We start from the raw sequence: 12,683 nt of genomic DNA on the forward strand, positions 1-12,683 counted from the left end.
ATCCTGCTATCAGCCGTTTTTCGTATTCCCTATTTCTTTGTACTGTCAATTATCTCTTATTTAAGTTCCTCTGTTCCACAAATTCCTTCATATACATTCGGCTTTTCGCTCCGATCATATGCACCATTTGCCCTGTCCAAGTATCTTTCCTTGCCCCATCGGTACGTTCCTCATAATAAGCGGAGATTGTTTCATTATACTTAATCAGTTGATCCTTGAAACTCGCCTCATCGTTGTTATAGCCATTCTCATGATAAATGTTTTCAAGCGGCAGACGGGGCTTTTTATCAGTTACTTTTTTAGGATAGCCGACTGCCATGCCAAAAAGCGGCAGTACTCCTTCTGGAATACTCAACAAATCACATACCACCGGCAAATCATTGCGGATTCCGCCGATATAGCAAATACCAAGTCCCATTGATTCGGCTGCCAGGGCTGCATTTTGTGCAGCCAAAGCGGCATCAATACAGGCTACCATAAACTTTTCAGTGCTTTCGAGCGGTGCCTGCAAATTCACATCTTCCATCTCTGCAAGGATTCTATGTCTGTTTAAATCACCGCAAAACACAAAAAAGTGGCCATTGTTCTCAACATAAGACTGTTCTCCGGCAAGCTCGGCTAGCCTTTGCTTTTTCTCGCGATCATTTACACCAATAATCGTGTAAGCTTGGACAAAACTCGAAGTTGAAGCAGACTGGGCACTCCTGACAATCGTTTCAATTTGCTCAGCCGTTAGGTTTTGCTCCTTAAAGGAACGAATCGAGCGATGGTTTAGTATTGTTTCAATTACTTCATTCAATTGATTTCACCTCTTATATCAACATTCCCTGCCGGCATAAAGGACAAACTGTTTTATCCTTTTGATGTTCAGATAAAAATTTGGTTGCTAAATTTAGCCCCCCTAATGATAATAATTCCTGACATTTAAAAAAAGCCCTGCTTATAAAACAGGGATCCAAAGCAAAGGCTTCCTCTTTGCTAACAAATAACGTTTTATGCCGACTTTTGTTCGAGAGAGCACTCAGAGGCGCGTTCAAACTTTGTCTTTTGGAACCCTTCACCAAACAATGATTTCTCTCTGCAAAAAAGACTTCTTACATTATACTTATTCCTCATAACCGTTTAAGAAATGACTATTGGAAATGATAATAACAATAGAATGTATCAGAATTAAATTAAATTAGGATAATCCTGCTGTCTCAGAGCTTCATAAATCAGAATTGCCGCCGTATTGGACAAGTTTAACGAACGGATATTGTCATTCATTGGTATTCTTAGAGCATGATCCTGCTGCTCCATAATAAGCTCCTTTGGAAGCCCAGTTGTCTCCCTGCCGAAAATAAAATAATGGTCCTTGTCACGATTGCTGAAGTCAAAAGTCGTAAAGGTCTTCTTGCCGAACTTTGTAATATAATAAAATTCGCCGCCTTCATTTTTTTCAAAAAATTCATCCAAAGAATCATAATAAGTAATATTTACATGCTCCCAGTAATCTAAACCGGCTCTTTTGAGCATTTTATCATCCGTAGAAAAACCCAACGGACGGATTAAGTGCAGCCTAGTCTCCGTGCCGGCACATGTACGGGCGATATTCCCCGTATTGGACGGAATTTCAGGCTGGTATAATACAACATGTATAGCCACCAAACTCACCTCATAAATAAACTGTACCAATTATTATATCATTATTCGCGTTAATCCCCATCCAAAATTGTATAGAACTTATATTTGATATTAGGCGTATATGCTGTTGAATCCTTATATGCCCAATTTCTCATCCGGCTGTTATAGGTATGGGCATTAACCAGTGGCATTCCATTTGCATCCTTTGCTGTTACAATCGTATTATGGTCAAAACGGCCATCACCCTGAAAGTCATAGCAAATTACATCACCAAGATTCAGTTCGCCGGCAGTTTTAACTTCCCTTGCCCTTAAGCCGGTTCTTGAATTGGAAAGGTATATCCTGAGAGCATTGGCGACAGCCCAGCTATAGCTCCAAGTGTTCCGTGCCATCCACCATCCCTTTGACCGATTCGGGGAACCCCACATAGGGGCGCCCCCAGCATGGAGGCACTGGGAAACGAAGTTTGTACAGTCTACTTCAAACTTCTTATATGCAGGATTATAATCATTCCACCATCGCTCGGCATACCGCACCGCCTTTAAACGGTCGTATGTATAAGCTACCCGTTCATCCTCAACCCTTTCTAAATTAAAAAAGCCTGTTTCGCCAGTTTCCGTGTTAAGCATTCCTCCATCATTTATTTCATAGAACGGGTGTATCTCAATGTCCTCGTGCAGCTCCTCCGAAATAAATCTGGCCTGGCGTTTCTCCAATTCTTCTTCCAGGTAAAATAGCTCACCATGTTTAACCAAATACTGCAAATGAACAGTGTAATCTAATACCGTTTCCTCAAGATCCCTTCTCTCGGATATCACCTGTCCGGCTGCCTTTACCTTCACTATACTTTTCCCGGTTTCCATGAAAGTCTCTAGTTTTCGTATATCCCGCTCATTTTCCTTCCCCTTCTCTATGTTTCCTGCAAGAAAATTCACCCGTTCATTCAGCAGTCTTTCAAGATGTTTCTTCAAAGAAAGCCCTCCTTTTCATCTCTTCTATTTGTATGTTGGAAGGGCTAGTTCATATGAAAAAGTATGTATTTAAAGAACAAAAGACCCGAGAATTTTATAATTTCCTAAAGTAACAAGAAAGAACCGGCATTCTTCCTTGCCGGTTCCTAAATTCATATTGATTTACAGCACACTTTCCCAGTTATCTGATGTTAAAGCAAGGAATCTTGCTTGATCCCTTTCATCCAGGGCCTTATCAATCTCACTATAACGTTTATTTTGGAGGTATTGGCGCTGGACTCTATTGATAATTTCATTGGCACCGCCTGTATATTCAGTATATTCCTGAAGCAGGATCTTTCTGGTCGTGATATCATCCTTGTCCATCTTTCCGCGTAAGTAAGAAGCACTGTATTTTTCATTATCGAACAGATTGGATTTATACTCATGGTTCATGTTGATCCCTGCCTTCCTTGTAATCAATTTATTATGTTAATACCCCAAAAAACAAAAAGATAACAATTTTATGCTCGGCCCATATTGTTAAAAATTTTACATTTTTATTAAAATAATGAAACAATCCCCTTATCATAACGTCATATGTAATGTAGAATAAACATACAAATAGATATCTATTTCATCTATGGAGGAGAACAAAATTAAAAGATTCATAGTACTAGTTACAACGGCGGTTTTAGTCAGCGGATGCAGTATATCGGAACAATCCGAGATGGCTATTGCGAAGAATTCGTCAAGTGAAAAGACTTTGTCTGCCAAAGAAATTGCAAGCGTCTCAGCCTTAAAATTAGTAGACAATAGGACTAATCAGGTTGTTCAAACATTTGCCCCTACATCCTTTGAAAAAAATACATTGGCCAAAGAAGTGGATAGCATCGTCGAGCAACTGGCGGAAAAATTCGATAAACCTATGGTACCGGCAAGAATTGGTGAAAATGGGAAATTACTTCCAGGCCAAAGTCGGATTATTCTAGATGAAAAGGCTTTAAAAACATCTTTGCTGCAAGCTACAGCTTTTGATAAAGAAATTGCTCTTCCCATCCAGGAATCAGTCCCGAATGTTTCTCAGGAGTCCCTTACATCAGTACAGCAAAAAGTAATTGGCAGCTATAAAACAACATTTAACCCAGCCGTGCCTGGCCGGTCAAATAATATAGCACTGTCTGCAAAGGCTATCAATCAAGTCATCCTTGGCCCGGGAGACCGCTTCTATTTCAATTTGGTTGTTGGAGAAAGGACGGTTGAAAGAGGTTACCAAAAGGCGATGGAAATAGTAAATAAAGAATTCGTCGAAGGCATTGGCGGAGGAATCTGCCAGACGTCCAGCACCCTGTATAATGCAGTTGAAAAGGCTGGCTTAGAAATTATTGAACTCCACCACCACTCCAAAGCCGTCGGTTACGTGCCAAAAGACAAAGATGCCACTGTATCATGGGGTGGAAAAGACTTTAAATTCCTTAATAATAAAAACTATCCAGTCATCATCAAAACGATTATGGATAACAAAAAAGGCAGTATTGAAGTCCAATTGCTCGCTGCTGTAAAAAAATGAAAAAAGGATAGATAGCAGTATAACCTGCTGATCTATCCTTTTTTTGTTTCTTCTCCGGTTAAATAATTCATTTCTGCTTGGAAAACCTTCTCACAAGCGACGTTCTGCCCATAGGAAAAGACGGGCTCCCCGCCTTACACTTGTTGTAGAAGCTTCATTCCCTTTTCCATTTCTTCAATGACCTCGGAATCTTTCTCTTTATCAAAAGCACGGAGCAGCGCTGCTTTAGCATCACTTCCACCAATTTTGCCTAGAGCCCACGCAGCTGTTCCGCGAAGAACTGGTCGCGGGTCGTTTTCCAAAACCCTTATTAAATCAGGGATCGCTGTTTCATCCTTATAGTGTGCCAGCGCTAAAATCGCATTTCGCTGCAGCGGCTTCTTTCCTCTCCATGAACCTGAAATATGCCCGTATTTTTCTTTGAAATCGCGATTGCTAATTGTTAAGAAAGGCTTTAGCAGCGGCTTGGCAATTTCCGGATCGGGCTCCATTTCAGGATGCAAATGATAATCCTTCCCTTTATTTTCCGGGCAAACTGTTTGGCATGTATCGCATCCATACAGCCTGTTGCCAATCTTGCCGCGAAATTCATCGGGCAGGAAGCCCTTCGTTTGTGTCAAAAATGCAATACATCGCTGGGCGTTTAATTGTCCTCCCTGGACAAGGGCCCCGGTTGGGCAAACATCAATGCATTTATTGCAGGAACCGCATTTGTCTTCCATAGGGGTATCCGGCGTAAATGGGATATTGGTTACCATTTCTCCAAGGTAAACATAGGAACCAAATTCCGGTGTTATAATGGCACAATTTTTTCCGCTCCATCCAATGCCTGCTCTTTGGGCAACAGCCCTGTCGACCAGTTCTCCTGTATCAACCATTGATTTCATTACTGCTTCCGGGAACCGGGAAATAATGAACTCTTCAAGCAGCTTTAATTTTTCCCTCAAGATAAAATGGTAGTCAGTTCCCCAAGATGCCCTGCAGAAGATTCCGCGCCTCTCACCTTTTTTGCTTTGCGGTGCATTCTTCATTTTAGACGGATAAGCAAGTGCTATCGAAATGATTGACCTCGGCTTCTCTGAAAAAATTAATTCAGGATGTACCCTTTTTTCAATATCCTTTTCTTCGAAACCAGACTGGTACCCCAGGGCCTCCTGCTGAAGAAGCCTGTTCTTCATCTCACCGAACGCATTCGCTGTGGTGAAACCGATCTTATTTATTCCTATTTCCTTGCTAAATAAAATAACTTCTTCTTTAAGCTGATTAATATCCATTACGTCCCCTCCTTTCGCATTTATATTAGAAAAGTGCAAGTGCCCTGGCAGGGGAAGAACGGCTAAGGTCTCCACGTCCTCACAAAGCTGCCGCTTTGTATCGTGCGATGTATCGCTGCCGAAGCCTTCCTTGTCCTGTGGCAGCGCCGTTCTGACCCATATCGAGATAAAAGGAACGTCGACTAAGTTCTGGCAGGGTCGAAATCTAAGGCCATTTCAACCTCCGTCCTGTGCCAAACGTCGACGCCAGCACATCCTGTGCAAGTCCGGCAAGCATGACAAGCGCCGACAGAAGGCGCTTTTGGCCCCGAAGCGATTGGCTTATGACCAAGGTTGCGATGGCACTTGGTTGCGATGGCTTTTGATCGCAACTTGATCCCCAACACAGGGTTGTGACGCCCTTTGGTCACAACATTTGCGGGGCTGGGGGCTAGAGCTAGACATCTATACAGGTCAATAAAGTTAAACAGTCTTATCTTTTTAAAAATTTATCAGTTATAGTAAAATAGACAGATGTATCTATCATAAACTATTTTTAACCTTTTTTGGAGGTGAAACCATTGGAAATAAACATACATTCTGGCATTTTTGCTATAATACCCGGGTTCAAAATAGGGGCAATTGTTTACCGAGGAATTGAAATAGGGGAATCTCCGCAAATGCTTAAAGGCAGGTTCCAGCTTTTTCAGGAATCAATTTATTTTGATCTGCTTGATAAAGATCTGTATGATTTCGAAGGTTTAAAGGAATGGCGAGCCATATTTAAGGCTGCTGGAACCGATGCAGCCAGATATCGTCCATCAGCAGAAGCACTGTTTCGAAGAATTAAAAAACAGAATTACCTATCACCTATTCATTCTGCAATTGACCTTAATAACTTTTTTTCATTGCAATATGAAGTGCCAATTGGTATCTATGATCTCGACGCACTAAAGGGAAACGTTGACATTAAAATTGGAGAAAATGGCGAGGAATATGAAGGAATCAACGGACGAATCAATTCAATGCATCATATGATTCACTCTGCTGATAAAGCCGGCCCATTTGGCAGCCCTTTCGTCGATTCAAAACGCACCATGGTGAACGAGACGGTACATAACGCCCTTCAGCTTGTTTATCACAGGCCTTCCACAGAAATTGCAAACGCGGAAAAAATGACTAAATCCCTTATGGACATGTTTCTGCAAATACATGGGGGAGAAGGGGAATACTGCGTGGTTGGAAGTGATTCCTAAAAAAAAATGCAGTTCGGCCAACTACGAACTGCATTTTTTATTCCTCTTACAGTTTTAGCTGTTGACGTGCCAATTGTTGATATAATTCCTGGTACTGGAGCACAAACATTCATGTGTGCCTTCCCCGCTGATTTCCCATTCCCAATTACCAGAATACGATTTAGCCTCCATCTGCCGGAATCCTTATTCATCAAACTAAGTAGCCTATCACTTACACACTCCTAGAAACCTCTAATAATATCTTCCCGGTACTGAGCCTGCTCTCTACAAATTGATGAGCCTGTTCAGCTTCAGCAAGTGGAAAAATCCGCCCAATTTGAAGTTTTACTTGTGCTTTTTCCAGAAAAGGGAGCGCTCGGTCTGCGATATGGCTAACTAGATGAGGCCTGTGCTTTCTAATCGTTCCGAAACTGAAGCCAAGGACAGATCGTGAGCTGTTATGTAAATCACTTGTATTAAATTGCCCAGGCCCGCCTGAAGCGTTTCCGAAATTCACCATGCGGCCAAATCTTGCTAGACACTTTAAGCTTTCCTCCGCTACATCTCCAGCAATTGAATCAAGGATTACATCCACACCACTTCCGCCTGTCAATTCATTTACTCTTGCCGTAATATCTTCATGCTCTCGAATAATCACGGCATCAGCCCCGGCTGCCGCAGCCGCTGAGACTTTAGCTTCGCTTCCAACCGTTCCAATAACCTTGCTGGCCCCTAACTGCTTGGCAAGCTGGATTGCAGTCGTTCCAATCCCGCCGGATGCAGCGTGAACCAGGACGGACTCGCCTTTTTCAAGCCTAGCGACATCCGCCAGCAATTGATAAGAAGTAAATAACACAATCGGGCAGGCCGCTGCAGTGTTAAAGTCTATCCCATCCGGAATCAGGAACGTCATGCATTCCTCCGCTGCCGCATACTCGGCATAGGCACCACTCTTTGGAAAAGCGATAACTCGCTGGCCCGCTTTTAAATTCACAACGTCTTTCCCGACTTCCTCAATTACACCAGCGCAATCTAATCCAGGGATGAACGGAAATCCCCCTTCCCCTGCGTACCTTTTTTTAATGTCTGCAAAGTTAACACTCGTGGCTATGACACGGATCAATACCTGTGTTGATGAAATAGACGGCATTTCAGTATCAATATACTGCATGACTTCAGGACCGCCGAACTTTGGGACTATAATTGCTTTCATCTATTGACCCCGCTCCCGTCTTACCGTTACTCTTTCTCCTCCGATTCCCCAATTGTCGGTATCCACCTCATCTATTACAACCACGGTAGTTGCAGGATTTTTTCCCAAAACATCTTTTAATAAATTGGTAACCCCAGCAATTAACAATTCTTTTTGCTCAACTGTTGCTCCCTCACGGGTAATCTTAATATTTACGTATGGCATTCTGCATCTTCCTTTCGATTTAATTTGTTTGATGTTTTCCATTGCCCGCCGCCCAGCAGCAAAACCGCTGTTAATAATACCGCTGTGGCAAAGAATAAGGAAATGGAATAATTTCCAGTCAACGAGACCAAAAAACCTGCAATGGACGGTCCCAATATTTGTCCTACTCCATATACTCCTGTTAAAAGCCCGATTACCTTGCTGCTATTGTTTGGCTGTATCATCCGTGCATAGGTGGTGGTCATTGCGGTTATCCCCATGAACGTGGCTCCGAATAAGAAAGCTCCCAGCAAACCTCCTGCCATATTTGGGACAAGAACGGGTAATATCACACCCGCAGCCTGTACACAAATCGCCAGGCAAATTGAAAAAATAAAACCTACCTTCTTGGCAACAGTCACCCAGATAAAGGTCGAAGGAATTGCAGCTAACCCAACAAAGACCCAGCTTAATGAGGACATTGAACGCAAACCGTCAATTCCATTAAATATATCTACCAGAAATGTGCCGCTAATGATATAGCCTAACCCTTCAAGGCCATAAGCCAGTACAAGCCATGGCAGAATTTCCTTTTGTTCAGCCTTCTCTCTCTCTGCAGCCTGTTTCTTGTCATTTGTCCCAGGTACCATCTTAAGCCATGCGAAAACGAGAAGTCCGAGAAAAATCGAAATTCCGCCCAAAACAAGCCAGGAGCCTTTCCATCCAAGATAAGTATTCGATATCGGGACTGAAATTCCTGTTATTAAAATTCCTATTCCAACCCCGCTATAAAAAATTCCAGACCAGCTTGCGAGCCCCTGCTTCGCAAGAGAATCTAATACAAAACTTGAACAAAGGACAAAAACCAATCCACTTGAAACTCCTGAAATAAACCGGAGAAATAGCCAAATAAAATAGTCATCTGTCAACCCCATAGCTGCAAACGACAAAATATTAGCCAATAATATCTGAATTATTATTCGGGGATTCCCCTTATGATTTATTCTGCCAGCATAGAAAGCCCCAAATAGATAGCCCAGAAAGTTACATGAAGCAAGATAACCGGAGGCAGCCTCTGATAAGCCGGCTGAAGATTTCATCAACGGCAGGATAGGCGTGTAAGCAAACCTGCTGAAACCCATAGCAATCATCAAGGAAAATATCCCGGCCATAACAATTCTTGCATGCCGTTTATCCATTTTCTTTTTTATCACTTTCCTTTCCTTTTTTCTGACTTTATTGTAAATTGAAATTACTATCAGGAAAAATGAATTCTTTTGATGTAGGCTATCATTATTTTTGATACCCCACAATCTAAGGAAAGGAAGAGGCAAATGGATATATTGGCATTGGAGGTATTCCGGACAGTGGCAGAGCAACGCAGCATTACAAAAGCAGCTAAGATCTTAAATTTTGTACAGTCCAATGTAACTGCAAAAATTAAACAGCTCGAGCTCGACTTTAAAACCCAATTATTTTACCGCCACAGCCGCGGTGTCACGCTGACTTCTGCTGGCATTACACTGCTAAGCTACACGGATAAAATTTTTTATCTTCTCGATGAAACAAGAAAAGCTGTACAGGATACTTCCATACCAAAGGGCTCCATCTCAATTGGTTCAATGGAAACAACTGCTGCAGTAAGGCTTCCAGTCCATTTAGCTGATTATCATAGGAAATTTCCTTTAGTTGATATTAAATTGAAAACCGGGCCAACAGAGCAACTAATTGACTCTGTTCTTCATTATCAATTAGATGGGGCGTTCGTCTCAGGACCTGTTCAGCATTCTGAACTAATCCAGGAGACTATATTTAAAGAAGAGCTTGTTTTGGTGACTGATAAGTATGGTGAAAACTACGAAAGTGTTTTATTTGAAATGAAAAATAAAAACATTCTCGTATTCCGTACGGGATGTTCTTACCGTGGAAAACTTGAATCGTGGCTGCGAGAAGAAGGTTTATTTCCAATTAAGGTTATGGAATTTGGAACATTGGAAGCCATTTTAGGCTGTGTAAAATCCGGTTTTGGCATTTCTTTGCTTCCACGCTCTGTGGTATCAGAATTGGAAAGCCGTGGGGATTTACATATCCATTCCATACCTGATAAATTCGCTAATGTTGAAACTGTTTTAATCCGTCGCCGCGACTTATACATCAACAGTGCCCTGGAAGCGTTTCTTAATACAGTAAGGCAGACGGAACATTTAAATATCTAGCGGATATATGCTGCACAGGCCTACACAGTGGGTCTGTGCTTTTATATCTTACAACATATCATAGGCCGAGTTTTTTTACGATCAATTCTTGAACATTCAACGAAGAAACCCAGCCAACAACATCAAATAAAATCATGTAAACAATTAAGGATAAGTTTTTTAATGCAATAATTACTACTGCAAGAAGGATGATAGTAGATGGAAATCCCCACAACACTCCAACAAAAAACTGGCTCATTTTTGCCAAACTTTCCCGCTGAAAAAATAGCATATAAAATTAAGAATGCTTACCAGCGGCAGAGCAGCTACAATCCCTCCAATTGGAGTTCTCCTCAACACGCAAGGACATTCTATCATTTGATCCCTTTCGAAATCTATTCAGAACTCAGGCAGATTTAAATACGTATTTCTAAATTGATTAACATTAAAAAAAGGCATTAAAAAACGCAATGCTTCGTTCTCTTCTTGTAACGAAACACTGCGTTGGGTTATGTATGGAGCGGGTGATGAGAATCGAACTCACGACATCAGCTTGGAAGGCTGAGGTTTTACCATTAAACTACACCCGCATATTAATTTGATGAATTTTGTCGAAAGTTGTTTAATTTCGTTGATAAATCATATTATAGTACCTTTTATGCATACTTGCAAGCTTTTTTATAGACTTTTTTAACATAGTATTTACCCTAAATTTAGTATTTTAAACCTAATGAGTTAAATTTCCATCTCATTAAATTTTTTTATAAAATTAAAGTTAAGAGAATTTTATATTTTTTAAACAGGAAAAAGCCCATGCTTGAAAAATTTATCAAGGATGGGCTTTTTATCTTCTACCTAAATGATACCGGTGGTCGGGGTCGAACCGACACTCCGTGAGGAACACGATTTTGAGTCGTGCGCGTCTGCCAATTCCGCCACACCGGCATTCTATGGAGGCGGCAACCGGATTCGAACCGGTGGTAAAGGTTTTGCAGACCTTGGCCTTACCACTTGGCTATGCCGCCAATCTTTTGGAGCGGAAGACGGGATTCGAACCCGCGACCCCAACCTTGGCAAGGTTGTATTCTACCACTGAACTACTTCCGCATATTAATGGCTGGGCTAGCTGGATTCGAACCAACGCATGACGGAGTCAAAGTCCGTTGCCTTACCGCTTGGCTATAGCCCACTATATGTACAATCAGTAAATTCTTTAAATGGGGCGACTGATGGGAATCGAACCCACGAATGTCGGAACCACAATCCGATGCGTTAACCACTTCGCCACAATCGCCATAAAAATAATTGGCAGGGGCAGTAGGAATCGAACCCACACCGGAGGTTTTGGAGACCTCTGTTCTACCGTTAAACTATGCCCCTAAAAAATCAAAATGGTGGAGGGGGGCAGATTCGAACTGCCGAACCCGAAGGAGCGGATTTACAGTCCGCCGCGTTTAGCCACTTCGCTACCCCTCCATATTAAAAAGCGTGGTGCCGGCAAGAGGACTTGAACCCCCAACCTACTGATTACAAGTCAGTTGCTCTACCAATTGAGCTACACCGGCAAACAATGGTGGCTTGGGACGGAATCGAACCGCCGACACAAGGATTTTCAGTCCTTTGCTCTACCGACTGAGCTACCAAGCCCTATGTATAAAATTCCACTAAGCTTCAACTCTCATTATAAGCTGTGCTCACCGGAATAAAAATGGCGGTCCCGACGGGAATCGAACCCGCGATCTCCTGCGTGACAGGCAGGCATGTTAACCGCTACACCACGGGACCACTGATTGCGGGGACAGGATTTGAACCTGCGACCTTCGGGTTATGAGCCCGACGAGCTACCAGACTGCTCCACCCCGCGATAATAAAAGTATGGTGGAGGATGACGGGATCGAACCGCCGACCCCCTGCTTGTAAGGCAGGTGCTCTCCCAGCTGAGCTAATCCTCCAATATAATGGTGACCCCTACGGGATTCGAACCCGTGTTACCGCCGTGAAAGGGCGGTGTCTTAACCGCTTGACCAAGGGGCCATAAACAATTTTAATATTATGGCGGAGAGCAAGGGATTTGAACCCTTGATACGCGGTTAGCGTATACACGATTTCCAATCGTGCTCCTTCGGCCACTCGGACAGCTCTCCATAAAATGGCTCCGCAGGTAGGACTCGAACCTACGACCGTTCGGTTAACAGCCGAATGCTCTACCACTGAGCTACTGCGGAACGATATAAAGCTTGGCAACGTCCTACTCTCGCAGGGGGAGAGCCCCCAACTACCATCGGCGCTGAAGAGCTTAACTTCCGTGTTCGGGATGGGAACGGGTGTATCCTCTTCGCCATCGCCACCAAACTTAATTTCATTGAGACATATATTATTATAATGCCTTTTTGAAATTTTGCAAGAAGAATTTTATTCCTTCAAAACTAGATAACAGATAAGGAAATGCTGCGTGTTTCAA

12 protein-coding genes, 16 tRNA genes and 1 rRNA gene are annotated in these 12,683 nt (G+C 42.6%); 3 read left to right on the plus strand and 26 right to left on the minus strand.

Annotated elements, in window-relative coordinates; all coding sequences use genetic code 11:
- Positions 1 to 49 precede the first annotated feature (49 nt).
- From nfsA to D0469_RS02625, 4 genes are all read right to left on the minus strand, one after another.
- Positions 50 to 799: an oxygen-insensitive NADPH nitroreductase gene (gene nfsA, locus D0469_RS02610; protein ID WP_117325103.1), complete on the minus strand. Its 750-nt coding sequence runs from the start codon at positions 797 to 799 to the stop codon at positions 50 to 52.
- A 371-nt stretch (positions 800 to 1,170) separates the two neighbouring features.
- Entirely contained in the window at positions 1,171 to 1,644 is a 474-nt protein-coding gene (gene trmL / locus D0469_RS02615) for a tRNA (uridine(34)/cytosine(34)/5-carboxymethylaminomethyluridine(34)-2'-O)-methyltransferase TrmL (RefSeq protein WP_117325104.1), read from the minus strand.
- 50 nt (positions 1,645 to 1,694) lie between these two features.
- The gene (locus D0469_RS02620) at positions 1,695 to 2,594 is read right to left on the minus strand and encodes an amidase domain-containing protein (protein ID WP_233522918.1); all 900 of its coding nucleotides are present in this window, start codon (positions 2,592 to 2,594) and stop codon (positions 1,695 to 1,697) included.
- Between the two features lie 162 nt (positions 2,595 to 2,756).
- Positions 2,757 to 3,029 carry an IDEAL domain-containing protein gene (locus tag D0469_RS02625; RefSeq protein ID WP_117325105.1) on the minus strand — a complete coding sequence of 91 codons (273 nt, stop codon included), beginning with the start codon at positions 3,027 to 3,029 and terminating at the stop codon, positions 2,757 to 2,759.
- Between the two features lie 274 nt (positions 3,030 to 3,303).
- On the opposite strand from D0469_RS02625, the gene D0469_RS02630 reads away from it, so the two are divergent.
- The gene (locus D0469_RS02630) at positions 3,304 to 4,143 is read left to right on the plus strand and encodes a VanW family protein (protein ID WP_158553328.1); all 840 of its coding nucleotides are present in this window, start codon (positions 3,304 to 3,306) and stop codon (positions 4,141 to 4,143) included.
- Between the two features lie 134 nt (positions 4,144 to 4,277).
- Here the strand turns inward: D0469_RS02630 and queG are convergent, their stop codons facing one another.
- The gene (gene queG / locus D0469_RS02635) at positions 4,278 to 5,417 is read right to left on the minus strand and encodes a tRNA epoxyqueuosine(34) reductase QueG (protein ID WP_117325107.1); all 1,140 of its coding nucleotides are present in this window, start codon (positions 5,415 to 5,417) and stop codon (positions 4,278 to 4,280) included.
- 560 nt (positions 5,418 to 5,977) lie between these two features.
- Here queG and D0469_RS02640 point away from each other — a divergent pair.
- The gene (locus tag D0469_RS02640) at positions 5,978 to 6,652 is read left to right on the plus strand and encodes a B3/B4 domain-containing protein (protein ID WP_117325108.1); all 675 of its coding nucleotides are present in this window, start codon (positions 5,978 to 5,980) and stop codon (positions 6,650 to 6,652) included.
- Between the two features lie 211 nt (positions 6,653 to 6,863).
- Here D0469_RS02640 and D0469_RS02650 read toward each other — a convergent pair whose 3' ends face one another.
- Genes D0469_RS02650 through D0469_RS02660 form a run of 3 tightly spaced genes read right to left on the minus strand, consistent with a single transcriptional unit; the run spans position 6,864 to position 9,241 of the window.
- Entirely contained in the window at positions 6,864 to 7,844 is a 981-nt protein-coding gene (locus tag D0469_RS02650; RefSeq protein WP_117325110.1) for a quinone oxidoreductase family protein, read from the minus strand.
- Positions 7,845 to 8,048 carry a 2-hydroxymuconate tautomerase family protein gene (locus tag D0469_RS02655; RefSeq protein WP_117325111.1) on the minus strand — a complete coding sequence of 68 codons (204 nt, stop codon included), beginning with the start codon at positions 8,046 to 8,048 and terminating at the stop codon, positions 7,845 to 7,847.
- Entirely contained in the window at positions 8,036 to 9,241 is a 1,206-nt protein-coding gene (locus D0469_RS02660; protein ID WP_117325112.1) for a YbfB/YjiJ family MFS transporter, read from the minus strand. Before D0469_RS02660 ends, D0469_RS02655 begins: the two co-directional genes overlap by 13 nt.
- A gap of 120 nt (positions 9,242 to 9,361) precedes the next feature.
- On the opposite strand from D0469_RS02660, the gene D0469_RS02665 reads away from it, so the two are divergent.
- Positions 9,362 to 10,243: a LysR family transcriptional regulator gene (locus D0469_RS02665; protein WP_117325113.1), complete on the plus strand. Its 882-nt coding sequence runs from the start codon at positions 9,362 to 9,364 to the stop codon at positions 10,241 to 10,243.
- Positions 10,244 to 10,301: 58 nt separating this feature from the next.
- Here the strand turns inward: D0469_RS02665 and D0469_RS02670 are convergent, their stop codons facing one another.
- From D0469_RS02670 to rrf, 18 genes are all read right to left on the minus strand, one after another.
- On the minus strand, positions 10,302 to 10,481 hold the full coding sequence (locus D0469_RS02670; RefSeq protein WP_142919150.1) for a hypothetical protein: 180 nt from the start codon (positions 10,479 to 10,481) through the stop codon (positions 10,302 to 10,304).
- Positions 10,482 to 10,738: 257 nt separating this feature from the next.
- Positions 10,739 to 10,812, minus strand: a tRNA-Gly gene (locus tag D0469_RS02675).
- Between the two features lie 273 nt (positions 10,813 to 11,085).
- A tRNA-Leu gene (locus tag D0469_RS02680) sits at positions 11,086 to 11,167 on the minus strand.
- A gap of 6 nt (positions 11,168 to 11,173) precedes the next feature.
- Positions 11,174 to 11,247, minus strand: a tRNA-Cys gene (locus D0469_RS02685).
- Positions 11,248 to 11,254: 7 nt separating this feature from the next.
- Positions 11,255 to 11,329, minus strand: a tRNA-Gly gene (locus tag D0469_RS02690).
- 7 nt (positions 11,330 to 11,336) lie between these two features.
- A tRNA-Gln gene (locus D0469_RS02695) sits at positions 11,337 to 11,411 on the minus strand.
- A 29-nt stretch (positions 11,412 to 11,440) separates the two neighbouring features.
- Positions 11,441 to 11,516 (minus strand) — tRNA-His (locus tag D0469_RS02700).
- Positions 11,517 to 11,528: 12 nt separating this feature from the next.
- Positions 11,529 to 11,602: transfer RNA gene (locus D0469_RS02705), tRNA-Trp, on the minus strand.
- Positions 11,603 to 11,614: 12 nt separating this feature from the next.
- Positions 11,615 to 11,698: transfer RNA gene (locus D0469_RS02710), tRNA-Tyr, on the minus strand.
- A 13-nt stretch (positions 11,699 to 11,711) separates the two neighbouring features.
- A tRNA-Thr gene (locus tag D0469_RS02715) sits at positions 11,712 to 11,787 on the minus strand.
- Between the two features lie 6 nt (positions 11,788 to 11,793).
- Positions 11,794 to 11,869, minus strand: a tRNA-Phe gene (locus D0469_RS02720).
- Between the two features lie 62 nt (positions 11,870 to 11,931).
- A tRNA-Asp gene (locus D0469_RS02725) sits at positions 11,932 to 12,007 on the minus strand.
- 5 nt (positions 12,008 to 12,012) lie between these two features.
- Positions 12,013 to 12,086 (minus strand) — tRNA-Met (locus D0469_RS02730).
- 12 nt (positions 12,087 to 12,098) lie between these two features.
- Positions 12,099 to 12,174, minus strand: a tRNA-Val gene (locus D0469_RS02735).
- A 7-nt stretch (positions 12,175 to 12,181) separates the two neighbouring features.
- Positions 12,182 to 12,256 (minus strand) — tRNA-Glu (locus D0469_RS02740).
- Positions 12,257 to 12,275: 19 nt separating this feature from the next.
- Positions 12,276 to 12,366 (minus strand) — tRNA-Ser (locus tag D0469_RS02745).
- Positions 12,367 to 12,372: 6 nt separating this feature from the next.
- A tRNA-Asn gene (locus D0469_RS02750) sits at positions 12,373 to 12,447 on the minus strand.
- A gap of 10 nt (positions 12,448 to 12,457) precedes the next feature.
- Positions 12,458 to 12,574: ribosomal RNA gene (gene rrf / locus D0469_RS02755) — 5S ribosomal RNA — on the minus strand.
- Between the last annotated feature and the right edge of the window lie 109 nt (positions 12,575 to 12,683).

This window comes from Peribacillus saganii, assembly GCF_003429095.1.
Classification (GTDB): domain Bacteria; phylum Bacillota; class Bacilli; order Bacillales; family DSM-1321; genus Peribacillus; species Peribacillus saganii.